This is a genomic window from Variovorax sp. GW821-FHT10D07 (assembly GCF_059415325.1).
On sequence record NZ_JBWKMZ010000016.1, the window covers coordinates 128275 to 154318 of the forward strand.

23 protein-coding genes are annotated in these 26044 nt (G+C 70.6%); 12 read left to right on the forward strand and 11 right to left on the reverse strand.

Annotation, left to right across the window (positions count from 1 at the left end; genetic code table 11):
- Positions 1 to 17: 17 nt before the first annotated feature.
- The 4 genes from AC07PU_RS35040 (at position 18) to AC07PU_RS35055 (ending at position 4341) form a co-directional block, all read left to right on the forward strand.
- Positions 18 to 821, forward strand: coding sequence for a cyclase family protein (locus AC07PU_RS35040; protein WP_495322754.1), 804 nt, complete (start codon positions 18 to 20; stop codon positions 819 to 821).
- Between the two features lie 41 nt (positions 822 to 862).
- Positions 863 to 2182, forward strand: a complete 1320-nt coding sequence (gene fahA, locus AC07PU_RS35045) for a fumarylacetoacetase (RefSeq protein WP_495322755.1) — start codon at positions 863 to 865, stop codon at positions 2180 to 2182.
- 1 nt (position 2183) lies between these two features.
- Positions 2184 to 3047: a fumarylacetoacetate hydrolase family protein gene (locus tag AC07PU_RS35050; RefSeq protein ID WP_495322756.1), complete on the forward strand. Its 864-nt coding sequence runs from the start codon at positions 2184 to 2186 to the stop codon at positions 3045 to 3047.
- 154 nt (positions 3048 to 3201) lie between these two features.
- Positions 3202 to 4341: a porin gene (locus tag AC07PU_RS35055; RefSeq protein ID WP_495322758.1), complete on the forward strand. Its 1140-nt coding sequence runs from the start codon at positions 3202 to 3204 to the stop codon at positions 4339 to 4341.
- 9 nt (positions 4342 to 4350) lie between these two features.
- Here AC07PU_RS35055 and AC07PU_RS35060 read toward each other — a convergent pair whose 3' ends face one another.
- The 7 genes from AC07PU_RS35060 to gtdA all read right to left on the reverse strand — a co-directional run bounded on the left by AC07PU_RS35060 (position 4351) and on the right by gtdA (position 11878).
- Positions 4351 to 5244, reverse strand: a complete 894-nt coding sequence (locus tag AC07PU_RS35060) for an acyl-CoA thioesterase (protein WP_495322759.1) — start codon at positions 5242 to 5244, stop codon at positions 4351 to 4353.
- An 82-nt stretch (positions 5245 to 5326) separates the two neighbouring features.
- Positions 5327 to 6679 (reverse strand): FAD-dependent oxidoreductase, encoded by a 1353-nt coding sequence (locus AC07PU_RS35065; protein WP_495322760.1) that lies wholly within the window; start codon positions 6677 to 6679, stop codon positions 5327 to 5329.
- On the reverse strand, positions 6676 to 7650 hold the full coding sequence (locus AC07PU_RS35070) for a Bug family tripartite tricarboxylate transporter substrate binding protein (RefSeq protein ID WP_093354271.1): 975 nt from the start codon (positions 7648 to 7650) through the stop codon (positions 6676 to 6678). Before AC07PU_RS35070 ends, AC07PU_RS35065 begins: the two co-directional genes overlap by 4 nt.
- 69 nt (positions 7651 to 7719) lie before the next feature.
- Positions 7720 to 8706 carry a Bug family tripartite tricarboxylate transporter substrate binding protein gene (locus AC07PU_RS35075; protein ID WP_398492391.1) on the reverse strand — a complete coding sequence of 329 codons (987 nt, stop codon included), beginning with the start codon at positions 8704 to 8706 and terminating at the stop codon, positions 7720 to 7722.
- A 61-nt stretch (positions 8707 to 8767) separates the two neighbouring features.
- Positions 8768 to 10021: a 3-hydroxybenzoate 6-monooxygenase gene (locus AC07PU_RS35080; protein ID WP_495322762.1), complete on the reverse strand. Its 1254-nt coding sequence runs from the start codon at positions 10019 to 10021 to the stop codon at positions 8768 to 8770.
- 11 nt (positions 10022 to 10032) lie between these two features.
- Positions 10033 to 10737, reverse strand: a complete 705-nt coding sequence (locus AC07PU_RS35085) for a fumarylacetoacetate hydrolase family protein (protein ID WP_093354263.1) — start codon at positions 10735 to 10737, stop codon at positions 10033 to 10035.
- A gap of 64 nt (positions 10738 to 10801) precedes the next feature.
- The gene (gene gtdA / locus AC07PU_RS35090) at positions 10802 to 11878 is read right to left on the reverse strand and encodes a gentisate 1,2-dioxygenase (protein WP_495322763.1); all 1077 of its coding nucleotides are present in this window, start codon (positions 11876 to 11878) and stop codon (positions 10802 to 10804) included.
- A gap of 180 nt (positions 11879 to 12058) precedes the next feature.
- Between gtdA and AC07PU_RS35095 the strand changes: the two genes are divergently transcribed.
- The 8 genes from AC07PU_RS35095 to AC07PU_RS35130 all read left to right on the forward strand — a co-directional run bounded on the left by AC07PU_RS35095 (position 12059) and on the right by AC07PU_RS35130 (position 18249).
- Positions 12059 to 12973 carry a LysR family transcriptional regulator gene (locus AC07PU_RS35095; RefSeq protein ID WP_495322764.1) on the forward strand — a complete coding sequence of 305 codons (915 nt, stop codon included), beginning with the start codon at positions 12059 to 12061 and terminating at the stop codon, positions 12971 to 12973.
- A gap of 125 nt (positions 12974 to 13098) precedes the next feature.
- A complete protein-coding gene (locus AC07PU_RS35100) occupies positions 13099 to 13548 on the forward strand; it encodes an acyl-CoA thioesterase (RefSeq protein ID WP_203203155.1) in 450 nt (149 codons plus the stop codon).
- Between the two features lie 119 nt (positions 13549 to 13667).
- Entirely contained in the window at positions 13668 to 14189 is a 522-nt protein-coding gene (locus AC07PU_RS35105; RefSeq protein WP_495322765.1) for a phasin family protein, read from the forward strand.
- A gap of 181 nt (positions 14190 to 14370) precedes the next feature.
- Complete coding sequence (locus AC07PU_RS35110) at positions 14371 to 15075, forward strand: TetR/AcrR family transcriptional regulator (RefSeq protein ID WP_495322766.1); 705 nt, start codon at positions 14371 to 14373, stop codon at positions 15073 to 15075.
- Positions 15076 to 15111: 36 nt separating this feature from the next.
- Positions 15112 to 15930 (forward strand): tetratricopeptide repeat protein, encoded by an 819-nt coding sequence (locus AC07PU_RS35115; RefSeq protein ID WP_281078242.1) that lies wholly within the window; start codon positions 15112 to 15114, stop codon positions 15928 to 15930.
- A gap of 51 nt (positions 15931 to 15981) precedes the next feature.
- Positions 15982 to 16566, forward strand: a complete 585-nt coding sequence (locus tag AC07PU_RS35120; protein ID WP_495322768.1) for a lipocalin family protein — start codon at positions 15982 to 15984, stop codon at positions 16564 to 16566.
- A 50-nt stretch (positions 16567 to 16616) separates the two neighbouring features.
- Positions 16617 to 17291: a helix-turn-helix domain-containing protein gene (locus AC07PU_RS35125; RefSeq protein ID WP_495322769.1), complete on the forward strand. Its 675-nt coding sequence runs from the start codon at positions 16617 to 16619 to the stop codon at positions 17289 to 17291.
- A gap of 55 nt (positions 17292 to 17346) precedes the next feature.
- Positions 17347 to 18249: a DMT family transporter gene (locus tag AC07PU_RS35130; protein WP_495322770.1), complete on the forward strand. Its 903-nt coding sequence runs from the start codon at positions 17347 to 17349 to the stop codon at positions 18247 to 18249.
- Positions 18250 to 18339: 90 nt separating this feature from the next.
- Here AC07PU_RS35130 and AC07PU_RS35135 read toward each other — a convergent pair whose 3' ends face one another.
- The 4 genes from AC07PU_RS35135 to AC07PU_RS35150 all read right to left on the reverse strand — a co-directional run bounded on the left by AC07PU_RS35135 (position 18340) and on the right by AC07PU_RS35150 (position 26040).
- Positions 18340 to 23055 (reverse strand): LamG-like jellyroll fold domain-containing protein, encoded by a 4716-nt coding sequence (locus AC07PU_RS35135; protein WP_495322771.1) that lies wholly within the window; start codon positions 23053 to 23055, stop codon positions 18340 to 18342.
- A 163-nt stretch (positions 23056 to 23218) separates the two neighbouring features.
- On the reverse strand, positions 23219 to 24082 hold the full coding sequence (locus AC07PU_RS35140) for a class I fructose-bisphosphate aldolase (RefSeq protein WP_495322772.1): 864 nt from the start codon (positions 24080 to 24082) through the stop codon (positions 23219 to 23221).
- A 51-nt stretch (positions 24083 to 24133) separates the two neighbouring features.
- On the reverse strand, positions 24134 to 25114 hold the full coding sequence (locus tag AC07PU_RS35145) for an aldo/keto reductase (RefSeq protein WP_093354243.1): 981 nt from the start codon (positions 25112 to 25114) through the stop codon (positions 24134 to 24136).
- On the reverse strand, positions 25111 to 26040 hold the full coding sequence (locus AC07PU_RS35150; protein ID WP_208509805.1) for an ABC transporter permease: 930 nt from the start codon (positions 26038 to 26040) through the stop codon (positions 25111 to 25113). The genes AC07PU_RS35145 and AC07PU_RS35150 overlap by 4 nt, the downstream gene beginning before the upstream one ends.
- Positions 26041 to 26044: the final 4 nt, after the last annotated feature.

The window sequence follows — 26044 nt, forward strand, 5'->3', positions numbered from 1 at the left end:
CCACCCCGGAGACCGCCATGCATCGCAAGTTCGTCGACCTGTCCATCTACCTCGAGAACGACGTGCTCTCGGACCCGCCCGGCAAGGGCCCGAAGATCGAGTACTTCCACCACCAGAACTCGCACCACCAGCTCACGAACTTCTTTCCCAAGCTGCAGAAGGAAGACCTGCCCGACGGCGAAGCCTGGGCCGTGGAGCGCGTGTCGCTGTCGACGCACAACGGTACGCACCTCGATGCGCCCTATCACTTCCACAGCACGATGGACAAGGCGCTCGGCGAGCCCCGGCCCTCGATCACCATCGACGAGGTGCCGCTCGAGTGGTGCTTCCAGCCCGGCGTGAAGCTCGACTTCCGCCACCTGCCCGACGGCTACGTGGTCCAGCCCCAGGACGTGGAGGCCGAATTGGCGCGCATCGGCCATGCGCTGCGGCCGCTCGAGATCGTGATGATCAACACGCGCGCCGGCGCGCTCTACGGCGATCCGGTCTACGTGAGCTCGGGCTGCGGCATGGGCTACGAAGCCACCATGTACCTGCTGGAACGCGGCATCCGGCTCACGGGCACCGATGGCTGGAGCTGGGACGCGCCCTTCGTCCATACCGCGAAGAAGTACGAGGCGACCGGCGACGCGGGCCTGATCTGGGAAGGCCACAAGGCCGGCCGCGACATCGGCTACTGCCACCTCGAGAAGCTGCACAACCTCGAGGCACTGCCCGCCGACGGCTTCCACGTCGCCTGCTTCCCGCACAAGATCCGCGGCGCCTCCGCCGGCTGGACCCGCGCCGTCGCGATCTTCGACGAGCGCCTGAACGCGGGCTGATCGTCGTCCACGCACCGTCCATCCACTCCAGCGAGGATTCCATGGCACTCGACTTCACCCACGACCCCGCGCGCCGCTGCATCGTCGCGTCCGCGCATGCGCCCGGCTGCGACTTCACCTTGCAGAACCTGCCGTTCGGCGTGTTCCGCCGCCAGGGCGGCAACGACCCGTTCCAGGGCGGTGTCGCGATCGGCGACCAGGCCCTGTGCCTGGCCGAGGCGCAGGCGCGCGGCTGCTTCGACGGCCTGGCCGGCCAGGCCGCGAGCGCCGCGGGCGGCTCGACCCTCAACGAGCTGCTCGCGCTGGGCCCGCCCGCGTGGCGCGCGCTGCGCCATACGCTGGTGCGCCTGCTCGATGCGCAGGAGCCGCATCCGAAGGCCGCGGCGCTGCAGGCCGCGCTCGTTCCGCTCGCGGACATCGAACATGCGCTGCCGATCCGCGTCGGCGACTTCACCGACTTCTACACCTCGATCCACCATGCCGAGAACGGCGGCCGCCTGCGCAATCCGCCCGTGGGCCTCGCGCCCAACTTCCAGTGGATGCCGATCGCGTACCACGGCCGCAGCTCGTCATTGGGCGTGAGCGGCGAGCGCATCCATCGCCCCTGGGGCCAGGCCCGGCCCTCGAGCGACGAGCCGCCGGTGCTGCGGCCTTGCGAGATGCTCGACTACGAACTCGAGCTCGGCGTGGTCATCGGCCGGGGCAACGCGCGCGGCACGCCCGTTGCGCTGGCCCATGCCATGGACCATGTGTTCGGCCTCACCCTGCTCAACGACTGGTCGGCGCGCGACGTGCAGGCCTGGGAGATGACGCCGCTGGGTCCGTTCCAGGCCAAGAACTTCGCGACCACGCTCTCGCCCTGGATCGTCACGCTCGATGCGCTGGCGCCGTTCAGCGTGCCCTGGCGCCGGCCGGCCGATCATCCGCAGCCGCTGCCCTATCTCGAGTCCGCGGGCCATCGCGCCGCGGGCGCGTTCGACATCGAGCTCGAGGCCTGGCTGCAACCCGAAGGCCAGCCGGCCTCGCGCCTGAGCCGCACCAACTTCCGCCACCAGTACTGGAGCATCGGCCAGATGATCGCGCACCACACGGTGGGTGGCTGCAACCTGCGCGCGGGCGACCTGCTGGGCACCGGCACGATCTCGGGGCCGACCGCGCCCGAGGCCGGCAGCCTGATCGAACTGAGCCGGCGCGGCCGCGAACCCATCGCGCTGGCGAACAGCGACGACCGGCGCGCCTTCCTGCACGACGGCGACCGCCTGATCCTGCGCGGCTGGTGCGAGGCACCGGGACGCGCGCGCGTGGGTTTCGGCGAAGCGGCCGGCACGGTGCTGGCCGCCCATCCGGCGGGGAGCCTCTGACATGGCGCGCTATGCACGCGTGACGCCCGCGGACGGCGTCCTCCAGTGGGCGGTGGAACGCCATGGCGAACTCTGGGGCCTGGGTGCCGAGGTGCCGGCCGGCGCGCACGACACGGCCTGGCAGGCGCTCGTGGCCTCGGGACCGGGCGCGGCGATGCTGTCGCGCGCCACCCTGCTCGACCCCGCGCGGCTGCGCTGGGAAACGCCGGTGGCGCGCCCCGGCAAGGTGATCTGCCTGGGCCTCAACTACGCCGCGCACGCGGCCGAGGGTGGCAATGCCGCGCCCGACTACCCGAGCTTCTTCCTGCGCGGCGCCACCTCGCTGATCGCGCACGAGGCCCCGCTCCTGCGGCCGCGCGTGTCCGACAAGCTCGACTTCGAGGCCGAGCTCGCCGTGGTCATCGGCCGCCGCGCCCGGCATCTCACGCCCGCGCAGGCGCTCGACGCCGTGGCCGGCTACGCCTGCTTCAACGACGGCACGCTGCGCGACTACCAGCGCCGCACCGCGCAATGGACCATCGGCAAGAACTTCGACGGCACCGGCGCCTTCGGCCCCTGGCTGGTGGCGGCCTCGGCGCTGCCGCCCGGCGCGAGCGGGCTGCGGATCGAATCGCGCCTCAACGGCGGCCTGATGCAGAGCGAACGCACCGACCACATGCTGGTGACGGTGGCGCAGGCCCTGGTGCTGCTGAGCGAGGCGCTGACGCTCGAGCCCGGCGACGTGGTGGCCATGGGCACGCCCTCGGGCGTGGGCTATGCGCGCAACCCGCCGGTGTGGATGAAGCCCGGCGACCGCATCGAGATCGAGATCGAAGGCGTGGGCCTGCTGTCGAACCCCGTGGCCGCCGAGGCCGCGCCCGAGTGAAGGCCCGCGCCTTCCCGAAGCCGGGACCCTAGCGCCGCACCGGCGCCGCCTTCCCCACCCACGGCCCGCGGGCCGCGAAGAACGACACCCCAGGGGCGCATCGCCCCTGGGCGGAGCGCTGTCGCCCATTCCACGCCACCCCAAGGAGGAGATCATGAAGTTCGGAGCTCTACGGTTCGCGCTGCCCCTGTGCGCGGGCCTTGCATCGCAGGCCCATGCGCAGTCGTCGCTCACGCTCTACGGCATCGTCGACGCGGGCTTTCGCCACGTGAGCAACAGCGGCGTCGGCTCGATCGACAGCCTGTCCAGCGGCGGCTACCGCACCAGCCGCCTCGGCATCCGCGGCTCGGAAGACCTCGGCGGCGGCCTGCGCGTGGGCATCAAGCTCGAGACCCTGATCGGCGTCGACACCGGCAACGTCGGCTCGACCAGCATGCCGGGCCAGTTCTGGAACCGCGGCTCCTACGTGGAGATCCTCGACCGCGGCTGGGGCACGCTGCGCCTGGGCTACGACCTCCATCCGGTCTACGTCACCTGGATGGAGAACGATCCCTGGCTCAACATCGGCATGGGCAGCTCGGGCAATCTCTACGACACGCTGCAGAACGGCCCGCTGCGCTCGGTGTTCGGCCCGCTCTCGAAGAACGACACCACCTTGCATTACGCGCGCAACATGCTGCAGTACTTCAGTCCCAGCCTCCATGGCTTCTCGGGCACGCTGGCCCTGGCCCCGCGCGAGAACGAGACCGTCGCCACCGGCGCGGCCCGGCTGCGGCTGATCCGGCTCGGCTACAACGCCGGCGGGCCCTTCAGCGCGGCGGTCGCGCACTCGGTCTCCGACGTGCAGCTGCGCGCCGGAACGCCGACGAACCGGCTCGACGATTCGGTCGCTACCCTGGCCTGGGACTTCGGCGCCGTGCGGCTGGCCGGCACCTGGCGCCAGTTCCGCGCGGCCGGCAGCCGGCAGGCGAACTGGATGCTGGCCGCGACGGTGCCGGTGGCGACCGGCAAGGTCCAGCTCTCGCATGGCCGCACGCGTCTGTACGGCACGGTCACGACCCAGCTCGCGCCCGGCACCGTGGCCGGTCCCGTCGACGGCAACGGCGGTGCGATGTGGGTGCTGGGCTATGCGCATTCGCTGTCGAAGCGCACCACGCTCTACACCCAGGCGGCACGCATCGAGAACCGCGGGCAGTCGTTCATGGCGCTGCCCGGCGGGCCCGTGGTCAACGCGGGCAACTTCGCGGGTGGCCGGTCGACGGGCTTCGAGCTCGGCATCGCCCACACCTTCTGAGGCCGGGGTCTACCCCTTCTTCAGCGCCCGGATGCGCAGCATGCCTTCCTGCGCCGTCGAGGCCACGAGCCGGCCGTCGCGCGCGTAGATGCTGCCGCGGCACAGGCCGCGCGCGCCGCTCGCGCTCGGCGAATCGAGCACGTAGAGCAGCCAGTCGTCGAAGCGGAAATCGCGGTGGAACCACATCGCGTGGTCGAGGCTCGCGGGCCGCACCTGGCCGGTCATGAAGCTCAGGCCGTGCGGCAGCATCGCGGCGCGCAGCAGGCCGTGGTCGGAAGCGTAAGCCAGCAGCGCGCGATGCACCATCGGGTCGTCGGGCAGCGGCGCGATCGCGCGCATCCAGATCGCGCTGTCGGACGCGGGCCGCGGCACCGGCGCGAGCAGGTCGTCGGGCTGGACGCGGCGGTACTCGATGCCGTGCGGCTCGATCGCCTTGCTGCGCCAGGGCTCGGGCAGCCGGTCGCCGAGCGCGATGCGCTGGTCGAGCTCGCTGACCAGGCCCTCGGGGCCGGCCACCTCGGGCATGTCGATCTGGTGCTCGACGCCGTCGTCCACGGTCTGGAACGAGGCCGACATCTCGAAGATGATGCGCTCCTGCTGGCGCGCCACCACGTGGCGGGTGGTGAAGCTGCGGCCGTCGCGCACGCGGTCCACGCTGTACTCGATGGGCGCATGCTCGCCCGGCAGCAGGAAGTAGGCGTGCATCGAATGCACGGGCCGATCGGCGCCGACCGTGAGGTTGGCCGCCATCAGCGACTGGCCCAGCACCTGGCCGCCGAACACGGCCGGCGTGCCGATGTCCTCGCTCTGCGCCAGGAAGCGGTCGCCGCCCAGCGGTTCGAGCTGCATGTAGGCGACGAGGTCTTGGACGAGGCGAGCGGCGGTGGCGGGATCGGGGGTCATCGGGAGCGGTCTGGACGGGAAAGAACCGCAAACGATAGCAAACATGGGGCCAGGGGGCTGTCGCGCGCGCTTCGGGCGCCCCTCAGCGGTCCAGGTCGACCCCGTCCGCCGCCAGCTTCGCCTGCAGCGCCGCCACGTCCACGTCGGCGAACGCGCCGCTGCCGAGCGTGGCCGCCGCCGTGCCCGCGGCCTGTCCCATCACGAAGCAGCCGCCGCTGGCGCGCGCGGCCGACTGGCCCTCGTGCGTCATCGAGGCGCAGCGGCCGGCCACCAGCAGGTTGGCGACCGTGCGCGGCACCAGCATGCGCCAGGGCAGGTGGTTGTAGGCGTTGTCGGCATCGCGCGGGAAAGCCCACTCGATGCGGCCATCGGCATGCATCTCCATCGGCCAGGCATTGAGGCCGATGGCGTCGTCGAACTTCGCCGACGACAGGATGTCCTCGCGCTCGAGCGCATACAGGCCCTGGATGCGCCGCGTCTCGCGGATGCCGACCTGCGGCGCGATCTCGACGATGGCCGACTGCGCGAAGCCCGGCACCTCGGCCTTGAGAAAGCGGAAGTACTCGGCGATCTGGCGCCGGCCCTCGAGCTCGCCCTCAGTGAGTTCGCGCGCGTCGACGCCGTTCATCGCGCGGCCCTGGGCGTTGCGGATCTGCGTGACGTTGGCGCGCCATTCGCGCGGGTCCTTGTTGGGCCGCAGGATCGCGCCCTCGCGCGGGAAGCGGTAGGCGCCGGGCTTGCTCGCCTCGGCGCGCGCCATGAAGTCGTTGATGGCCTTGAACTCGCCCACCGCCTCGAGCGCGGCCGGCGCGTCGACCTGGCCGATGCGGAACATGGTGGTCGGGAACAGGCCGCTGCCGTGGCCGTCGCCGACCTCGAAGGGCACGCCCGCGAAGGCCGCCACGTCGGCGTCGCCGCTGGCATCGACGAAGGCATTGGCGCGGATCGCCTGCCGGCCCGACTTGGTCTCGACCACCAGCGCCGCGATGCGCTCGCCGTCGTGGATCACCGAGGCCGCGAGCGCATGGAACAGCAGCTTCACGCCGGCCGCCTCGAGCAACTGGTCGGCCGCGAGCTTGTAGGCCGAGGTGTCGTACGAGCGCACGCGGATGCGCCCGCCCATGCCGTCCTGCGGATCGTTCATGCCGTTGAGCGCGACGATGCGCTCGACCAGCTCGTCGACCACGCCGCGCACCAGCTGCGTCATCTGGCCGCCGCGCTTGCCGTACAGGCCCGCGAAGTTGGTGACGCCGCCCGCCGTGCCCATGCCGCCGAGGAAGCCGTAGCGCTCCACCAGCAGGGTGCTCGCGCCGTGGCGCGCGGCGCTCACGGCGGCGGCGATGCCGGCCGGACCGCCGCCGACCACCACCACGTCGTAGCTGCCGAACACCGGCAGCGAACGCGACGGCTCGGCCATCGTCATTGCAGCCGTCATTGGAGAGTGATGCCCTTGGTCGAGATGATCTTGGTCATGATCGCGGCCTCGTCGTTGACGCGCGCGCGCATGCCGTCGGGCGAGGTGCCCACGGCCTGCCAGCCCTGCTCGAACAGCTTCTGGCGCACCTCGGGCTGCTTCATCACCGCCTCGAGCTCGCGCCCGATGCGCGCCTGCGCGGCCTTCGAGAGGTTGGCCGGGCCCAGGAGCGCCACCCACACCTCGAGGTTGAAGTCGCGCACGCCGGCATTGGCCAGCGGCGGCACCTCGGGCACCAGCGCGCTGCGGCCGGCGGTCAGGCCGATGGCCTTGAGCTTGCCGGCCTTGATCTGCGGCATCGCCACACCGGGCGGGATCAGGCCCATCTGGATCTGGTCGCCGAGCATGCCGGTGATGACCTGCGGATTGCCCTGGTAGGGCACGTGCTCGGGGTTGAAGCCCGGCACGCGGCTCTTGAGCAGCTCCATGCCCAGGTGGCCGACCGAGCCGATGCCCACCGAGCCGTAGTTCCACTTGTTGCCCGCCTTGCGGCCGGCGTCGAAGAAGGCCTCGCCCGAGGGCAGGTTGTTCTGCGCCACCAGCACCAGCGGCGCGGTCGCGAGCAGCGAGAGGTAGGTGAAGTCCTTGGCCGGGTCGTAGGGCAGCTTCGGATAGAGCAGCTTCGACGAGGTGAGGTTGCCGTTGATGACGACGCCCAGCGTGTGGTCGTCGCTGGCCTTGGCCACCGTGTCGGCCGCGATGTTGCCCGAGGCACCGGGCTTGTTGTCGACCACGATCGGCTGGCCCAGCGCCTTCGACAGCGGCTCGGCGATGGTGCGCGCGGCGATGTCGGGCGTGGAGCCGCCCGGGAAGCCGACGAGCAGGCGGATGGGCTTGGTGGGCCAGGCGGGCGCCTGCGCGCTCGCGGCCAGCGGCAGCGTGGCGGCGGCCAGGCCGCAGGCGATCAGGAGGGCTCTCTTGGTGGCTTGCATGGAGGAAGAAATGTCAAAAAGTGTCAAAACAGGCGGGCAGCTTAACTGCCCCAAGCAAGGCACGGGCCGCTATTCGAGGCTGATGTTGCCCCTGCGCACCAGCTCGCCGTAGACCTTGGACTTGGCCTCGGCCTGGCGCTCGATCTCCTCGGGCGACCAGGCCAGCGGCTCGAAGGCGAAGGTGTCGAAACGGGCGCGGATCTCGGGGTCGGCGATGACCTTCGCCACGTCGGCGTTGATCTTCGCCTTGATGGCCGCCGGCACGCCCTTGGGCGCGAGCAGCGAGACGAAAGAGTTGACCTCCAGCCCGGCCGGGCCGCCGGCCTCGGCCATGGTCGGCACCTCGGGCATCTGCGGAATGCGCTTGGGCGCGGCCACGGCGATGTAGCGCAGCTTGCCGGCCTTGTAGATGCCCTGGCTCGAGGGAATGCTCGCGAAGGCCCACGGCACTTCGCCGGTGCCCACGTTCGAATACAGCTGCGAGACCTCGCGGTAGGGCGCGTGGCGCATGCGGATGCCGGTCAGCGCCTCGAGCTGCTGGGCGCCCAGGTGGCCCGGGCTGCCCACGCCCCAGGAGCCGTAGACGATGGCGTCGGGATCGGCCTTGGCGGCGGCGATCAAGTCGGCCATGGTCTTCCACTTGGAATCGCTGCCCACGGCCACGAAGAAGGGCGTGCGGAACAGCGAGGCCACCGGGTCGAAGTGCTGCAAGGTCACGAAGTTGCGCGACTTGTACAGGTGCGGCAGCGCGGCCACGTGCTCGCTGTCGAGCTGCAGCAGGGTGTAGCCGTCGGGCGCGGCGCGCCGGGCCTGGTCGATGGCGATGAAGCCGCCGCCGCCGGGCCGGTTGTCGATCAGCACGCGCTGGTTCCACAGCCGCGAGAGCTTGTCCGAGACCAGCCGCAGCACCGCGTCGGGACCGCTGCCGGCCGCGAAGGGCGTGACCAGCGTCACGGGCTTGTTCGGATAGTCGCCGGCCTGGGCCGCCGCGCCGCCGGCCATGGCCAGCGAGGTCAGGGCGAGAAGGCCGGTCAGCAGTGCGCGCGGGAAGTTCATGGTCGTTTGTCTCCGGTGGGCCTGGGGCCTCGATGGTTGTGGATCTTGAAGGCGTCGGGTGTCAGTGCGGCGAAAGCGCGGTGGCCTCGGTGCGTGCCGCCGGGCGCAGCGCCTCGGGCGCGTCGTCCAGGCAGCGCTCGGGCCGCCAGGCATAAAGCCACTCGACCGCATCGTAGAAGCGCTCGGGCGTGCGGCCCGGCCAGAGGCTGTTGCGCACCAGGCGCTCCACGCCCTTGGCATGGTAGAGCCGGCCCATCTCGCGCACCGACAGCACCACGCGGGCCGTGCGCGCCACGCGCGCCGCCTCGTAGAGCCGGAAGGCGGCCGGCAGGTCGAAGTCGCAGGCCTTCACGGCCTCGCCGAGCGTCACCGCGTCCTCGAGCGCCATGCAGGCGCCCTGCGCCAGGTACTGCATCATCGGATGCGCGGCATCGCCGAGCAGCGTGGCCGCGCCCTCGCTCCAGCGCTCGACCGGGTCGCGGTCGGCGGTGCTCCAGCGGCGCCACGAGGTCGGGCGATCGAGCAGCTGGCGCGGGCGCGCATGCACGCCCTCGAAGTACGACAGCACCTCTTCCTTGCTGCCGTCAGTCACGCCCCATTCCTCGCGCTCGCGGCTGTGGAAGGTGACGACCAGGTTGTATTGCTCGCCATGGCGCAGCGGGTAGTGCACCAGGTGGCAGTCCGGGCCGGCCCAGACCACGGGCGCGTTCCAGCGCAGGTCCGCCGGCATGTCGGCCGCCGGCACCACCGCGCGGTAGACCACGTGGCCCGAGACGCGCGGCGCGTCGCCGATCAGCGCGGCGCGCACCACCGACTTCACGCCGTCGCAGCCGACGATGGCATCGGCCTGGAAGCGCCGGCCGTCGCGCGTGACCGCGACCACGCCCTCCCCGCGGGTGTCGAGGGCCTCGACCTGCGCCGAGGTGTGGAAGCGGATCAGCGGATGCTGCTTCACGGCCTCGTGGATCGCGCCGTGCAGATCGGCGCGGTGGCTCACGGCGTAGGGGTTGCGAAAGCGCGCGCGGAAGGCCTCGCCGACCGGCACCGAGGCCACCTCCGAGCAGTCGACCGCGTCCATCATCACCAGCCGGTCGGTGAACACCGAGCCCCGGCGCACCGCCTCGCCCACGCCCAGCGCGTCGAGCGCGGCGAAGGCATTGGGGCCGAGCTGCAGGCCGGCGCCGATCTCGCCGATGGCGGCGCTCTGCTCGAGCAGGTCGATCGACACGCCCAGGCGCGCCAGCGCCAGCGCGGCGGCCATGCCGCCGATGCCGCCGCCGACCAGCAGCACGGTGGGGGAAGGGGTCGGGCTCATGCGCGGCTCGCTCAGTCGATGCGAACGCTCAGCGACGGCAGCCGCTCGATGCTGACCTTGATCGTCTGGCCGGGCTTCACCGCGCCCACGCCCTCGGGCGTGCCGGTGAAGATCAGGTCGCCGGGCTGCAGCGCGAACAGGGTCGACAGGTTGGCGATCACTTCGTTGACCGACCAGATCAGGTGCGTGATGTCGCTCTTCTGGCGCACCTCGCCGTCGACCTCGAGGCGGATCTCGCCGGCATTGATCTCGCCCACCTCGGCCAGCGTGCGCAGCGGCGCGATCGGCGCCGAGAAGTCGAAGGCCTTGCCGATCTCCCACGGCCGGCCCTGCTCGCGCATCTTCATCTGCAGGTCGCGGCGGGTCATGTCGAGGCCCACGGCATAGCCGTGGATGTGGCTCGCGGCCTGTTCCACCGGAATGTCGCGGCCGCCCTTGCCGATGGCCACCACCAGCTCGGCCTCGTAGTGGTAGTTGGCGGTCAGCGCCGGATAGGGAATGGCGCCGGTCGCGCCCTCGGCCACCGGCACCACCGAGGCGTCGTCGTTGGGCTTGCAGAAGAAGAACGGCGGCTCGCGGTCGGGATCGAAGCCCATCTCGCGTGCATGGGCCGCGTAGTTGCGGCCCACGCAGTAGACGCGGCGCACGGGGAACTGCTTGTCGCTGCCGACGATGGGCAGGCCGACGATGGAAGGGGGCGTGAAGACGAAGGACATGAGGGCTCCTGCCGCGTGGGGCGGCAACGGTCGAGGAAAAGGAAAAAACGAAAGAGGCCGGGACTCAGGCGTTCTCGAGGAAGGCTTCGCGCAGGATCCCCATGGCCTGCTGCACCGGCCGGTCCGAGAAGCTGAAGAGCACGCAGTCGCCGTGGGGCGCGTGCAGCGTGAGCGGCGCCCACGAGGGCACGACGAAGGTGTCGCGCGGCCCGAACTCGAAGCGCTGGCCCGCGATCTCGGCGCTGCCATGGCCTTCGACCACGCTGTAGACCGTGCCGTCGGTCGCGCGGTGCGTCTTGCCCGCGAAGCCCTTGGGCAGCAGCTGCAGGTTGGTCGAGATGGTCGGCATCGGCGAGCCGCCGGTCAGCGGATTGATGTAGCGCAGCTTGTGGCCCAGCCAGGCATCGGGCGCTTCCTGCTTCTGCAGTTGCGCCAGCGCCTCGCGGCTGCGTGCATAGGGGTAGTTGAAGATCGGCGAGGTCTGCGACGCATGGTCGTGCCGCACCGGCACCATGTTGTGGCCGAAGCGCGCGAGGCTGTGGCCCTCGGGCCGCGCCACGTGCTGCACCTTGGCGTCGTCGTTCTCGGCGAAGCCGGCGTCGAAGAAGCGCAGCATCGGGATGTCGAGGCCGTCGAGCCAGACCACCGGCTCCACCACGCCTGCTATGCCCTCGTTGCCATGGTCGTGCCAGGCCCACGAGGGCGTGATGATGAAGTCGCCCGGGTACATGGTGGTGCGCTCGCCGCCCACCGTGGTGTAGGCCCCCTGGCCGTCGACGATGAAGCGCAGCGCCGACTGCACGTGGCGGTGCGAGGGCGCCACCTCGCCCGGCATGATCAGCTGCAGCCCGGCATAGATCGACTGCGTGATCGAGGAGTTGCCGGGCAGCGCCGGGTTCTCGAGCACCAGCACGCGGCGCACGGCCTCCTCGGCCGTGATGAGGTCGGCCGACTCCATCAGCAGCGGCCGGATCTCGTCGTAGCGCCACAGCGCGGGCACGCAGGGCGTCTGCGGCTCGCGCGGCACCAGCGCATGCAGCGATTCCCACAGCGGCGTGAGGTGCAGCGGGCGGATGCGGTCGTAGTAGTCGCGGCGCTCATCCGCATTGGAGGGCGCGGCGCGGGCGGTGGAGGGGTTCATGGCGTGTCTCTCGCGGTGCATGGCGCGGCGGCGACTTCGGGCGCCGGCCTGGTTAGAACTTCCGAATCAACGGGATCATCCGCCCGCACTACTATTGGCGCAATGGGGGACCGGCGATAGCTCCGATCCTGTTTTTCGATAATGGTGGCCCGCGGGCCGCAGACCGCGAGGGCCGCGCCCATGGCACAACTCGATCTGGAATGGCTGCTGGTGTTCGACGAGGTCTACAAGACCGCCAACGTCTCGAGCGCCGCCGAGCGGCTCGGCATCTCGCAGTCGGCCGCGAGCACGGCGCTCGCCCGGCTGCGCACCCACTTCGGCGACAAGCTGTTCGTGCGCACCTCGCGCGGCATGGAGCCCACGCCCTATGCGCGCCAGACCCAGCCGCTGGTGCTCGACATCCTCGACCGGCTCAACCGTGCCAAGGGCGGGCGCGCGGTGTTCGACCCCGCCACGGCCGAGCGCAGCTTTCGCATCTGCATGACCGACATCAGCGAGGTGGTGCTGCTGCCGGGCCTGCTCGACCACCTGCGGCACGTGGCGCCGGGCGTGCGCATCGAGACCGAGATCATCTCGACCGAGAGCGGCCGCCGGCTCGAGGACGGCGCGGTCGACCTCGCGGTGGGCTTCATGCCGCAGCTCGAGGCCGGCTTCTACCAGCAGACGCTGTTCATGCAGAACTTCGTCTGCCTGGCGGCGCGCAACCATCCGCGCGTGGGCGCCCGGCTGACGCGCAAGCGTTTCGAGGCCGAGGCGCACGCGGTGGTGGCCTCCTCGGGTACCGGCCATGCGATCGTCGACAAGACCATCGCGCGGCTCGGGCTGCGGCGCAACGTCGTGACGCGGCTGTCGAGCTTCCTGAGCGTGGCGCGGATCGTGGCCCACACCGAGCTGCTGGTGGTGGTGCCGCGCATCCTCGGCCAGGTGCTGGCCACGCAGGAGCCGGTGCAGCTGCTCGAGCCGCCGTTCGAACTGCCCTCGTACGCGGTCAAGCAGCACTGGCACGAGCGCTTCCATGCCGACGCCGGCAATGCCTGGCTGCGGCGCACGCTGGCGCAGCTGTTCAACGAGGGCGAGGCGGCGGGCCCGGCCTGAGCCGGTGGCATGGAGCTTGCGGCCCGGCGGGCATGCCTGGACGACGGGCGGCGGCCGAACCGTCATGCGCGCCCTCGCATAATCGCCTCCCCCACGGCCCCTTCCCGAAAGCACAAAGGCACAGCATGTCTTCCATCACCCTGCGATTCCTCGCCGAGCCCAACACCGTCAACTTCGGCGGCAAGGTCCACGGCGGCACGGTCATGAAGTGGATCGACGAGGCCGGCTACGCCTGCGCCACGAGCTGGGCCAAGCGCTACTGCGTCACCGCCTTCATCGGCAGCATCCGCTTCCACCGCCCGATCATGATCGGCGACCTGGTCGAGGTCGAGGCGCGCATGGCCTACACCGGCAAGACCAGCATGAACATCTCGGTCGAGGTGCGCAGCGGCGACATGAAGGGCGGCGCGATGGAGAAGACCACCGAGTGCCTGATCGTCTTCGTCTCGGTCGACTCGCACGGCCGGCCGCTGCCGGTCGAGGCCTACGTGCCGGGCACGCCGGGCGAGATGGCGCTGGCCGAGCGCGCGCGGGCGCACCTCGACGCGAGCCGCGCGGCCTCGGGCAACCCCTGAGCGGCCCGCCAAAGACCCGAATAGGCAAAAGGCTCTAACCGCGCGCGGCCGGCGCGGCTAGAGTTCGGCGGTTTCCGGCAGACCGCCCCTCCCCGCTTCCCCCTTCATTCGGACCGCACATGGCCACCCAGGACGACGACCGCTTCGACAAGACCTCCGACCGCATCAAGGATTCCGCGCAGCAGATCTGGCTGGCCGGCCTCGGCGCCTTCGCCAAGATGCAACAGGAGGGCAGCAAGGCCTTCGAGTCGCTGGTCAAGGACGGCGCCGGCATGCAGAAGCGCACCCAGCAGGCGGCCGAGGAAACCCTGTCGCAGGCCCAGGCCCGCATGGCCGGCTTCGCGAACGAGTTCGGCACCAAGGCCGCGGGCCAGTGGGGCAAGCTCGAGAACATCTTCGAGGAACGCGTGGCGCGCGCGCTCGACAAGCTCGGCATGCCGCCGCCGGCCGAGGTGGCCGCGCTCCAGGCACGCGTGACGGCGCTCGAGGCCGAACTGGCGACCCTGCGCGGCACTGCCGGGGCCGCGAAACCCGCCGCCAGTCCGGCACGCGGTGCCCGCGCCGCGCGCCACGCCAAGTCGGTCGAGACACCGGCACGCAAGGCCACGGTGCGGCGCAACAAATCGAGCGGCACCGAATAAAGCGGCTTTCCGGCCTCGAAGCGGCCGATTCCGGCGCCGAATGCGCGATGAGGCGCTGCACGGCGCATCGCGCATGCGGCACTGCACAAACGCAGTGCCCCGCAAATCAATGTCCCCCTGCGCGCTTCGCGCGGCGTTCCTGCGCTAGAGTGTTTCCAAGAGACAACCCGGGAGCACCGACATGGCCAGGAAAGCGCCACGCCGCACTGCACAACGCATTCTCGAAGCCGCGCTGGACCTGTTCAACCGCTTCGGGGAGCCGAACGTCTCCACCACGCTCGTGGCCGGCGAGCTCAACATCAGTCCCGGCAACCTCTACTACCACTACCCGGCCAAGGAAGAGCTGATCAACAAGCTCTACGAAGGCTACGAGACCGAGCTCGGCGAACTGCTCCATGCGAGCGAGGGCATCCACGACGTGGAGGACGCCTGGTTCTTCATGCACAGCCTGTTCGAGCTGATCTGGCGCCACCGCTTCCTCTACCGCGACCTCAACGACCTGCTGAGCAAGAACCGGCACCTCGAGACCCAGTTCCAGCTCGTGCTCAAGCACAAGGTGCGCGCGATGCGCCAGCTGATCGCGGGCCTGGGCCGCGCCGGCCACCTCGAGATCGACGCGCAGGAGGTCGACACGCTGGCGCAGAGCATGGTGGTGGTGCTGACCTACTGGCTCAGCTACGAGTACGTGCGCAACCCGCGCCAGGCGCTCGAGCCGGCCCATGCGCAGGCCGCGCTGCTGCGCGGCGCCCGCCACACCCTGCACCAGCTCGCGCCCTATCTCGGCGCAGAGCAACGGCGCCATTTGCTGACACTGGGCCAGGCCTACGGCGGCGAAGCTGCCGCCAGCAGCCCTCCCGCCTCGTCCCCTGCCGATATGGCCGCCTGAACCATGTCCCCCCACGATTTCAAACCGCTCCCGCTGATGTCGACCGCGACGGCCGGCGGTACGCCCGGCACCGCCGGTTCCAGCCCCTGGGCGCCGCTGCCCTACGCCGACGTGCCGCGCTTCGATGCGCGCAGCCTGATCGCGCACTGGGCGCGCTTGCATGCCGGCCATGAGATGCCGGCGCCCGAGCACAACGAGGCCCTGGCCGAGGGCTGGGCGCTCTATCACAGCGGCGAGTTCGAACGCGCCGCGGCCATTGGCCTGCTGCACGGCGCCGAGGGCCTCGCGCTGGCCAACCAGGCGACCGCGATCTATGCCAACTACCTCGAGCCGCGCGAGGCCGTGCGGCTCGCGATGTTCCGCCAGGTGGTGGAGCGTGCCGGCGCGCAGGTCGCGGCCGAGCCCGACGATTGCCAGGCGCTGTACTGGCAGGCCTATGCGATGGGCCGCTACAGCCAGGGCATCAGCGTGGCGCGCGCGCTCGCGCAGGGCCTGGGCACGCGGCTCAAGGAGGCGCTCGAACGCGTGATCGCGCTCAAGCCGCGCCATGCCGATGCCCATGTCGCGCTCGCCGCCTTCCATGCCGAGGTGATCGACAAGGTCGGCGCGCTGGTCGGCCGCATGACCTACGGCGTGCGTGCCGAGACTGCCGTCGAGCTGTTCGAGCACGGCATCGCGCTGCATCCGCATTCGGCCAGCGCGCTGATGGAATACGCGCGTGCGCTGCTGATGCTGCATGGCGACGCGCGCATGGCCGAGGCCACGCGGCTCTACGAGAAGGCCGCGGCGCTCAAGCCGGCCGACGCGAAGGAGCGGCTGGACGTGGAGCTCGCGCGCGCCGGCCTGTCCGAATAGGCCGCGGCCACGGCGGGAGATCCAGTCGGCACGCGGCTGCGTACTGGCCGGATGACCCGCCTTCCACACACCCCTCCCGAACGCGCCCCCGCGGCGCGCCCAAGGCACCCGCTCGGCTGGCTGGCCCTGTGCGCGCGCGCCGCGCTCACGGCCTGCGCGACGCCGGCACCGACGATCGCGCCGCTGCCGGCGGTCGACATCGCGCGCTTCATGGGCGACTGGTACGTGATCGCGAACATCCCGACCTTTCCGGAGAGGAACGCGTTCAACGCCGTCGAGTCCTACGCGCAGCGGCCCGATGGCCGCATCCAGACCGACTTCCGCTACCGCGACGGCAGCTTCGACGCGCCAGTCGAGACCCTGCATCCGGTGGCCACGGTGCGGCCCGGCACCGGCAACGCGGTCTGGGGCATGCAGTTCATCTGGCCGATCCAGGCCGAGTACGTGATCGCCGACGTGTCGCCCGACTACACGAGCACCATCGTCGCGCGCAGCCAGCGCGACTACGTCTGGCTGATGGCGCGCACGCCCGAGCTGTCGCCCGAGGCCTACGCCCAGGCGCTGCGCAAGATCGAGGCCCTGGGCTACGACCTCGCGAAGCTGCGCCGGGTGCCGCAGCGCTGGCCGGAGCGCTGACCCGGCCGTCCGCGCGCCGGGGTTCGCGGGGCCTGGGCACAATCGCGGGCATGCACAGTCCGCTCGTCTCCGGGATCGCCTACAGCGTGCGCAGCTACGCGGGCGAATACGCCGGCCACGACCATGCGCACGCGCAGATCATGTTCGCGCTCGACGGCCGCATGGAGCTGGAGATCGGCGGCCGCGCCGCCTTCACCGACACCTCCTGCGGAATGATCATTCCGGCCGGCGTGGCCCACACCTTCATGTCGCCGCGCGGCGTGCGCATGGTGGTCATCGACACGCCCGCCGCCGCGGGCGTCGACCGCATCCGGCGCTTCGCGGTCACGGCGGCCTGCAGGAACGACGTCGACCCGGCCCGGGCCGCGCAGCACCTGGCGCACGTGCTCGAGGCGCCCTCCATCCTCGCGCGCCGCAGCATCGACCTGGCACGGCTCGACACCGCCCTCGGCGGCGCGCTGCACGAGCCCTGGAACACCGCGCGCATGGCCGCCCTGTTCTTCCTGAGCCCGCAGCGCTTCCATGCGCGGCTGCTCGAACTGACGGGGCTGTCGCCGCAGGCCTACCTGCGCGCGCGCCGGCTCGACGCCGCCCAGCGCCTGCTGCGCGGCGGCCTGCCGCTCGAAGCGACGGCCCTGCGCACGGGCTACCGCTCGGCCAGCGCCCTCGGCTTCGCGTTGCGACGCGACCGCCAGTCGGGCGCCCGGCACGCGCGCGCGGGCTGACGAGGTCGAGAGTCTCTCGACAGTTGCCGCGGCCGCGGCGCTGGAGGATGCGCGCATGACAAAGCACGCTTCCCTCACCGGCGCCGGCATGGTGCTTGCCGCCGCCGCGCTCTGGGGCACGACCGGCACCGCCCAGAGCTTCGCGCCCCTGGACACGTCCCCCTTCTGGATCGGCACGCTGCGCATGGCGATCGCCACGCTGTTCTTCGCGGCCTTCATCGGCTGGCGACGGCAGCGCGGCGAGCCCATCGCGCTGTCGATGGCGCCGGCCACGTGGCGCTGGGTGCTGTTCGCGGGCCTGTGCATGGCCGGCTACAACCTGAGCTTCTTCGCGGGTGTCAGGGCCACGGGCGTGGCCATCGGCACCGCGATCGCCGTGGGCAGCGGGCCGGCCTGGGCCGGATTGCTGCAGGCGCTCGTGTCTCGCACACCGCCCGCGCCGGCCTGGTGGGCGGGCACCCTGCTCGCGATCGGCGGTGGCGGCCTGATGGTGATGTCGGGATCGGGCGAAGGCTCGCGCGTCGACCTCGCCGGCCTGGCGCTGTGCCTGGGCTCGGGGCTCTGCTACGCCATCTACACGCTGGTCAGCCAGCGCCTGGTGCGCCGGTCGCCGCCGGCGACGGTCACGCTGTGGCTCTTCGCGACGGCCTCCGTGGCGGCCATGCCGGCCGCGCTGCTGATCTCCGGCCCCTTCTCGACCACGCCCGCGGGCTGGGTCCTCGTGGCCTACCTGGGCCTCGTGTCGACCGGCATCGCCTACCTGCTGTTCAGCCATGCGCTGCGGCACATCTCCGGCGCCTCGGGCGTCACGCTGGCACTGGCCGAGCCCGTCACGGCCTTCGGGCTCGCCCTGGTCGTCCTGCACGAGCGCCCGGGCCCCTGGGCCTTCGCGGGGCTCGCGATGGTGCTGGCCGGCCTGCTGATCGTGGTGTGGACCGAAGCGCGCCGGGCCCGGTGACACCGCCCCGCGCCCGCTCCTGCCCATGGCCCGACGGACGCAAAAAACAGCGCGCCCGCAGGCGCGCCCTCCCCGGTCAAGGCCGCCCGCTCAGGGCAGCTGGGTCCAGTTCTGGTTGTTGCCCCCGTTGCAGGTCCAGGTGATCAGCGCCGTGTCCTGCGTGGTGGATCCGTTCGGGACGTCGAGGCAGGATCCGGAGGCGCGGTTGCGCAGGGTCGAGCCGACCACCGTCCACTGCGTCGCATTGCCGGCCGTGCAGGCCAGTTGCACCACGGCGGCATTGGTGGTCGCGTTGCCGCTCTGCGCCAGGCACAGGCCGCTGTGCTGCGCCACGAACTGCACGTAGCCGCCGCTGCTGGTCACGGTGAACTTCTCGTTGGCGTCGTTGCCGCAGGGCCACTGCACCGCGGTGGCGCCGCTGGCGGTCGACACGCCCTTGATGTTCACGCACAGGTTGCTGGCGTCGGAGCGGATGCGCGCGACCAGCGGCGGCGCGGTGTCGAGCGAGCGCACGTACTCGCGCAGCGCCACCACGTCGGCCGGCGGCAGGCCGTTGGCGTTGCCGTGGCCGCTGTCGAGCACCGCCTGCAGCGAGGCAGCCTGGCCGTTGTGGAAGAACGAGGTCACGCTCCAGGTGCCCGACAGCGTCGGCGTGTCGAAGCCCACGCCCGCCAGCGGCTGGTTGCCGCCCTTGCCCGACGAGAGCTGGATCGTGCCCACGTCGTGCCGCTGGCCGTCGCGGAAGGTGCCGCCGGTGTGGCAGGTCGCGCACTGCGCGGTGTTGAACACCGTCTGACCGCGCGCGGCCTCCACGCTGAGGTTGCCGTCGGCCGTGCGCGCCGGGCTGCGCATGAACTTGTCGAGCGACGACAGGTAGGCCGCGAGATCGTCGAGCTGCGCGTTGCGTCCGGCCTTGGGCGTGCCCAGCGGATTGGAGGTGGCCGCGTAGTCGGCATTGCTCAGGAAGCCGGTGCCGCCGAACTCGTTGCGGATGTCGTTCTCGAAGTCCTGCACCTCGTCGAAGTTGGCGCTCCAGTGCAGCCGGCCGTGGCTCGTGCCGCGCCGCCCCTGCAGGCTGATGGTGCGGCGCAGGCCCTCGCCGCGCTGGGTGAAGTCCCACACCATGCCGTCGTCGCCGCCATCGGCATGGCAGCTCGCGCACGAGATGTAGTTGTCCTTGCTCATGCGCCGGTCGGCGGCGTTGTAGAACACCTGCTTGCCGCGCAGCGCGGCCGCGGCCAGCGGCTCGGTCGCCACGGTCTGCACGTTGCGCACGAAGACCGCCGCGTTGCTCTCCGAGGCCAGCACCGCCGCCACGTCGTGCACCGACACCGAGCGCGCGAGGAAGTTGTTGACGAACAGGCGCTTGCGCGCGGCGTCGAGGAACAGGCCGTGCGGCGCGCTGCTGGTGTCGATCTCGCCGCGCACCGAGCGCGTGTAGGGATCGACGATCGCCACCCGGTTGCCTTCCATCTGCGCCACGAAGATGTAGTCGCCCGCGGGCGAGAACAGCGCGGCGCGCGCCGGCGCGCGGTCGTCGAAGTCGATCTGCTCGCCGGCCACGTGGGCCGCCGACTGCAGATCGACCTGCGACAGGATCGAGCGCACGGTCTGGTCGTGCACCAGGTCGCGGCCGTCGCGGAAGCGGCCGCGCACGATGTTGTCCTTCTTCGAGGGCAGGATGGCGCGCTTGCCGTCGGGCGAGATCACGACCTGGCTCAGGTAGTTGGCCACGCCGCGCGCGCCGGCCTCGGTGTCGACGGTGGTGGTGTCCACCGGCAGCGCGATGGTCGACAGCGCGCTCATCGAGGCCAGGTTGACCTTGTAGAGCTCGCCGCCGGTCATCTTCGACTTGAAGCGCGTGACGTAGGCGATCTGCGCGTCGCCCGTGACCGCGATGCCGCGCACCGTGCCGTCGAGCGGCAGGGTGGCCGTGACCGCGCCGGTGGACGGATTGAAGCTCACGAGGCGCGACTTGCTCTCCAGCGTCAGCAGGCCCTTGGTGCCGTCGGGCGTGAAGACCACGCCGTAGGGGCCGCTCCCGTAATCGAAGGGCACGGTGACCGAGACGCTGCCGTCGGCGGCGTTGAGCGCCACCAGCTTGTCCTCGCCCTGCACCGCGACCCAGACCCGGCCGTCGGGGCCGAGCGCCAGCGTCTTGGCCTCGCTGCCCACCGACACCTCCCACAGCTTGGCCAGGCTCTGGGCGTCGATCGCCGCCACCGTGCCACTGTCGGGATTGACCGCATAGACCCGGTTCGCGTCGCCCGCGATGTTGCCGGTGTGCCGCGGCGCGCTCGCGGTGACGGGCGCGATGATGATCACGTTGTAGGTGTAGTAGGTCTCGCGGCCCGCGCTGTCCTTCACCGTCAGGGTCACCGTGTAGTGGCCGGGCGTGGTGTAGGTGTAGCTGTAGCCGGCCTGGCTCGAGAAGGCCGTGACGGTGCCGTTGCCGAAGTTCCAGCGGAACTGCGCGCCGCCGCTGCCGAGCGTGGACGGGTTGAAGTTCAGCGTGCCGTTGACCACCTTGGGCCCGCTGCCGATGCCGGGGTCGCCGATGACCGCCTGGCCGCGCAGGGTCGCGACCTCGGCGTCGCCGAGCACGCGGTTGAACACCCGCACGTCGGCCAGCGTGCCCTTGAAGAAGTCGGCATTGCCCTGGATCTGGCCCAGCCACTGGAACTTGTTCGCGAGGCCCTTCACGCCGGTGAGGCCGCTCGAGCTGGTCTTGGCACCGTCGATGTACATGGTCTGCGCGCCCGAGCCCGCGTCGCGCGTGAGCACCACGTGGTGCCAGTTGCCGTCGTTGACCGGCGAGGTCGAGCGCGTGCCCGGGTTGTTGGTGGCCGCGTTGGCCACCGACAGGTTGAGCCGGCCGGTGTTGTCGAGCCAGCCCCAGAACACGTCGTCGGCGCCGCCCGACTGGTCGCGCCCGAAGATGCCGGGCGCGGTCCAGGCGTTGGCGCTGCCGTTCTGCGTGGTCTTCATGTAGAAGCTCAGCGAAGCGGTGCCGCCCAGCACGGTGGCCACGCTGTCGTTCTTGAGCTGCACGCCGCCGGCGCGGTTCGCGAAGTTCAGGCCGATGCTCTCGAAGGCGTCGCCACTGGCGGGCGTGCCGTCGTTGTTCGAGATCGGGTCGCTGAGCTTGCCGTTGAGCGCCCAGTGGTAGCTCAGGCCCACCTCGGCCGCGTTGCCGGTGTTGAAGGTGGACTTGAAGTCGGCGCCGATGGCGTTGCCCGCATAGTCCTTCACGCCGTTGGCCGGCAGGAACACCTCGTAGCTGGTGCCCGGCTGCAGCGGCTGCGTGGGATGGAAGTTGACGATGCCGAGCTGCACGCTGTAGGTGCCCGCCAGCGTGTTGCCGCCCACGGGCCGCACGATGAAGGTGTTGGCGTTGACGCTCTCGGGCCGGATGTTGTCGGTCATGCCCAGGCCGATGCGCGAGGTCAGCGCCTGCTGCTTCGCGCCGTTGGCGGGGGAGACCTGCTTGACCTCGGGCCGGGTGGTGTCGGGGTCGACCTGGTGCACGACGAATCCGCTGCCCGAGCCGTGGTCGTTGCCCACGAACACGAGGTTGCCGAACATCGCGACCTGGCCGTTGTCCGAATGCGAGAAGTTCGGATCGTCCTCGCGCAGGATGCTGCCGCGGCCCACCTCCACGTGATTGAGCGGATTGCTCACGTCGACCTTGTGGATGCGCGTCTGCGCGCCCTGGATCACGTAGTGGTCCTGCGTGGCGCAGTACAGCTGCTCGTCGATGACCAGGCGGTTGTCCTCGGCCACGAATTTCGAGCGGTCGCTCAGGTCGTAGCTGTACATCTTCGCGCCGCTGTTGCGGGTGGAGACATGCAGGTTCCGGCCGTCGAAGCAGGTCGCATAGTAGAACGGCGTGGTGCCCACGATGGAGTCGAGCACCTTGGGATTGAGCGGATCGGAGATGTCGAGGCTCGCGAAGCCGCCGTTGCTCTCCATCGCGGTCAGCACCATGTGGTTGCCCATCGTGAAGATCGGGCCGATGCGAAAGCCGCCGAGCTCGCCGGTGGACACCGGGTTGGACTTGCCGGCGCCGCGGTTGGCCAGCACGGCGTTCGCGGGGTCGGCGGCATCGACGATGAACATGCCCCGGCCCGCCGAAGCCACGTACAGGTAGGGCGCCTGCCACCAGAGCTGCCAGGCGACGTTCTCGTAATCGCCGGCGTTGACGCCGGGCAGCGCCAGCTTCTTCACCTGCTTGATGTCGTTGACGTCGGTGAAGTCCCAGAACTCCACGCCGTTGATGCTGGGCAGCACCACGTAGGTCTTGTCGCCGATCCGCGCGGTGCCGAAGGAGTGCGTCTCGCGGAACTCGCTGGTGCGCCCCTCGGGCTCGTAGATCTTCTTGACCAGCCGGAGCTGGCGCGGGTTCGACACGTCGTACAGCAGGAAGCCGCCCGGGCCGAGGCCGCTATCGGGGGCGAAGGACGTGAGGAAATAGCCGTTGACCATGATGCCGGCGTTCATGCCGTAGTCCTTGCGGCCCGGGTAGGTGGCGGGCACCTCGCGCGACTCGTTGGCGCTGCTGTGCGCGGGGTCGAGCGGATGCGCCGGGCTGGTGATCACCGACACCGGCTTGAACAGTTCCTCCGAGGTGTAGGTGAGGTTGCCCAGCCCCGGCCCCTGCAGCGGGAGGGGATCGGCGACGGCCTCGGATACCGCGGTCGCCATGTTGCCGAGGGTCGTCATCGGACTGACCCCGGTGATCGCCGCGTGCGTCAACAGGGTGACGAACGGCACCATCAATGCCATCAGGTAATACCGGATCTTCATCGTTTGCCTCCAAGTGTTGTTGGAAGTTCGCAGGGGAATCTGCGGGCTCGTTCTTCTCTGGCTCGAATCACGACATGCGCGCGCAGCGCGCACCCCGGCGGGCGACGGGCGTCGCCTGCCGTGACAAAAAAACCTGTTCGCCGGAAGCCGCGCCGAACCCGGGCTATCGGCTTCGCGCCGCGCCGCCCGATTCGTAGAGGGCCCAGGCCGCTTCCGCGCTGGCGCCCTCGTGGATCATCGCCATCAGCGCGCTCACCACCGCGGACGGATTGGCGTGCTGGTAGACGTTGCGGCCGTAGACCATGCCCACCGCGCCCTGGTCGAGCAGCACGCGCGAGCGCGCGAACACCTGCTGCAGGTCCTCGCGGCCGCCGCCGCGCACCAGCACCGGGCAGCGCGCGGCCTGCACCACGCGATGGAAGTCCTTCGGGTCGCTGGTCGGGTCGGCCTTGACGATGTCGGCGCCCATCTCGCGCGCGAGCCGCACCAGGGTCACGATCTTCTCGGCGTCGCCGTCGACCATGTAGCCGCCGCGGCCCGCGCCGTGCGCCTGCATCACCAGCGGCTCGATCATCAGCGGCATGCCGTAGCGGTCGCAGTCGGCGCGCACGCGCGCGATGTTCTGCACGCACTGGCGGAACAGCTCGGGCTCGTCGGGCAGCATGAACAGGTTGACGACCACGCAGGCCGCGTCCATCTGCACCGCGGGCAGCACGGGGTCGTGCTCGTTCTGCAGCACGGCCCACATCGAGCGGTGGCGCGTGGCATTGTAGGGATTGCCCATGTCCAGCCGCATCACGAGCGCCGGCCGCTCACGGCCCGGGCGCAGCTGCAGCAGGTCGGCTTGGCCGTAGTTGAGCTGGATCGCATCGGGCGCCGCGGCCACCAGGCGGTCGATGACGCCCGGCATGTCCTCGAGCCCGTCGAGGAAGCTGGGCTCGTTGCACACGCCGTGATCGAGCGCGATGTCCAGGCCGCGGCCGGCCTTCAGCAGGCGGGCGATGCGGACCTCTTTGCCTTTCGACATACGAAAGAACTCCTTGAAGGTGGAAGATGGTTCGAGGGGGCGGGACGCGTCTCAGCCGAGCGCGCCCAGGTGCCGCTTCGCGGCGGTATCGATCTGCAGCAGCGCATCGGCGCCGAGCGCGACCGAGCCGGCCGCGGCGTTCTGGATCGCCTGCTGCCGGTTGCGCGCGCCGCACAGCGACAGCGAAACGGCGCCGTGCTCCAGCGTCCAGGCGATCATCATTTCGGAGAACGAGCAGCCCAGCGCGGCGCGCAGCGGTTCGAGGTCGGCGAAGAAGGCCGCGAGCCGCGCGCGGTTGTCGGCGCTGAAGCGCGGATTGCTCGCGCGCTGGTCGTCGCCCGTGAAGGCGCGCGCGGGATCGATCGGCCCCGCGAGCAGGCCCAGCGCGAGCGAGGAATAACCCATCACCGCCACGCCATGCTCCTTGCACAGCGGCACCAGCGTGGCCTCGATCTCGCGGTCGATCAGGCTGTAGCGCTCCTGCGCCGCATCGACCGGCCCATGGCGCAGGTACTCGGCGAGCGTGGCGGCATCGACGTTGCTCACGCCGATCGCGCGGATCTTGCCCTGCTTCTTCAGGTCGAGCAGCGCGCCCATGGTCTCGGCCACCGGCGTGGTGGCGTCCTGCCAGTGCGTGATGTAGAGGTCGATGTAGTCGGTCTGCAGGTTCGCGAGACTCTGCTCCACTTCGTACGCGATCGCATCGCGGCCGAGGTAGCGGTAGACCGGGTGGCCGTCCTCCTCGAAGAAGTGCGTGCCCTTCTGCGTATGCCACACCAGCCCGCACTTGGTGGCGATCACGGCCTCGTGGCGCCGGCCCTTGAGGGCGGTGCCCACCAGCCGTTCGGAGCGGCCCAGGCCGTAGGCCGGCGCGGTATCGATCAGCGTCACGCCCGCGTCGAGCGAGGCCTGGATCGCCAGCGTCGCGCCCGCGTTGTCGCCGCCGCCCCACATCCATCCGCCCATGGCCCAGGTTCCCAGGCCGATCGCCGAGCAGCGTATGCCCGACGGTCCCAGCGTCGTCGTCTTCATCTCTTGGTCTTCCTCACGTTGAGCAGGTGGTCGATGGTCACGGCCACGAGCAGGATCAGTCCCTTGATCACGTCCTGCCAGTAGGGCGAGACGTCGAGCAGGATCAGCGAGCTCGTCACCACCGACAGCAGCGCCAGGCCGAGCACCGCGCCGAGCACGGTGCCCGAGCCGCCCTTGAGGCTGGCGCCGCCGATCACGGCGGCGGCGATCACGTTGAGTTCCATGCCCATGCCGAAGGTGGGCGTGGCGGCGCCGAAGCGCGCGGTGTAGATCACGCCGGCCAGGCCAGCCGAGGCCGAGCACAGCACCGTGACCCAGAACTTCACGCGGCCCACGCGGATGCCCGAATAGAGCGCGGCCTTCTCGTTGCTGCCGACGTAGAACACCTTGCGCAGCAGCGTGGCGCGGCGCAGCACGAAGTCGCTGATGGCGACGATCGCGACGAAGATCAGGATCACGGCCGGGATGCCGAACAGCGTGCCCTGGCCGATGAACTTGAACTCGGCCGGCAGCGAGAACAGCGACTGCGGCGTGCCCTGCGTGAAGGCCAGGCACAGGCCGCGCACGATCACCATGAAGGCCAGCGAGGCGATGAAGTGGTTCAGCCCGATGCGCGTGACGCAGCCGCCGATCATGGCGCCGATCATCGCGCTGGCGCCGATCGCCATCGCGCTCGCGAGCCAGGGGTCGACGCCCATGAGGAACAGCTTGCCGGTGATCACCATCGCGAGGCACACCACCGAGCCCACCGAGAGGTCGATGCCGCCCACGATCAGCAGGATGGTCATGCCGACCACCACGATGCCCTCGATCGAGAACGACAGCAGCATCGCGCGGATGTTCTCCCAGGTGAGGAAGTACGGCGACGCGAAGCTCATGCCCACGCACAGCACCGCGATGATCAGCAGCAGGCCGGCCTCGCGCATGCTG

Coding starts and splice junctions, on each gene's coding strand:
- AC07PU_RS35040 (WP_495322754.1), top strand. CDS start 18: ATGCATCGCAAGTTCGTCGACCTGTCCATCTACCTCGAGAACGACGTG.
- fahA (WP_495322755.1), top strand. CDS start 863: ATGGCACTCGACTTCACCCACGACCCCGCGCGCCGCTGCATCGTCGCG.
- AC07PU_RS35050 (WP_495322756.1), top strand. CDS start 2,184: ATGGCGCGCTATGCACGCGTGACGCCCGCGGACGGCGTCCTCCAGTGG.
- AC07PU_RS35055 (WP_495322758.1), top strand. CDS start 3,202: ATGAAGTTCGGAGCTCTACGGTTCGCGCTGCCCCTGTGCGCGGGCCTT.
- AC07PU_RS35060 (WP_495322759.1), bottom strand. CDS start 5,244: ATGACCCCCGATCCCGCCACCGCCGCTCGCCTCGTCCAAGACCTCGTC.
- AC07PU_RS35065 (WP_495322760.1), bottom strand. CDS start 6,679: ATGACGGCTGCAATGACGATGGCCGAGCCGTCGCGTTCGCTGCCGGTG.
- AC07PU_RS35070 (WP_093354271.1), bottom strand. CDS start 7,650: ATGCAAGCCACCAAGAGAGCCCTCCTGATCGCCTGCGGCCTGGCCGCC.
- AC07PU_RS35075 (WP_398492391.1), bottom strand. CDS start 8,706: ATGAACTTCCCGCGCGCACTGCTGACCGGCCTTCTCGCCCTGACCTCG.
- AC07PU_RS35080 (WP_495322762.1), bottom strand. CDS start 10,021: ATGAGCCCGACCCCTTCCCCCACCGTGCTGCTGGTCGGCGGCGGCATC.
- AC07PU_RS35085 (WP_093354263.1), bottom strand. CDS start 10,737: ATGTCCTTCGTCTTCACGCCCCCTTCCATCGTCGGCCTGCCCATCGTC.
- gtdA (WP_495322763.1), bottom strand. CDS start 11,878: ATGAACCCCTCCACCGCCCGCGCCGCGCCCTCCAATGCGGATGAGCGC.
- AC07PU_RS35095 (WP_495322764.1), top strand. CDS start 12,059: ATGGCACAACTCGATCTGGAATGGCTGCTGGTGTTCGACGAGGTCTAC.
- AC07PU_RS35100 (WP_203203155.1), top strand. CDS start 13,099: ATGTCTTCCATCACCCTGCGATTCCTCGCCGAGCCCAACACCGTCAAC.
- AC07PU_RS35105 (WP_495322765.1), top strand. CDS start 13,668: ATGGCCACCCAGGACGACGACCGCTTCGACAAGACCTCCGACCGCATC.
- AC07PU_RS35110 (WP_495322766.1), top strand. CDS start 14,371: ATGGCCAGGAAAGCGCCACGCCGCACTGCACAACGCATTCTCGAAGCC.
- AC07PU_RS35115 (WP_281078242.1), top strand. CDS start 15,112: ATGTCGACCGCGACGGCCGGCGGTACGCCCGGCACCGCCGGTTCCAGC.
- AC07PU_RS35120 (WP_495322768.1), top strand. CDS start 15,982: ATGACCCGCCTTCCACACACCCCTCCCGAACGCGCCCCCGCGGCGCGC.
- AC07PU_RS35125 (WP_495322769.1), top strand. CDS start 16,617: ATGCACAGTCCGCTCGTCTCCGGGATCGCCTACAGCGTGCGCAGCTAC.
- AC07PU_RS35130 (WP_495322770.1), top strand. CDS start 17,347: ATGACAAAGCACGCTTCCCTCACCGGCGCCGGCATGGTGCTTGCCGCC.
- AC07PU_RS35135 (WP_495322771.1), bottom strand. CDS start 23,055: ATGAAGATCCGGTATTACCTGATGGCATTGATGGTGCCGTTCGTCACC.
- AC07PU_RS35140 (WP_495322772.1), bottom strand. CDS start 24,082: ATGTCGAAAGGCAAAGAGGTCCGCATCGCCCGCCTGCTGAAGGCCGGC.
- AC07PU_RS35145 (WP_093354243.1), bottom strand. CDS start 25,114: ATGAAGACGACGACGCTGGGACCGTCGGGCATACGCTGCTCGGCGATC.
- AC07PU_RS35150 (WP_208509805.1), bottom strand. CDS start 26,040: ATGCGCGAGGCCGGCCTGCTGCTGATCATCGCGGTGCTGTGCGTGGGC.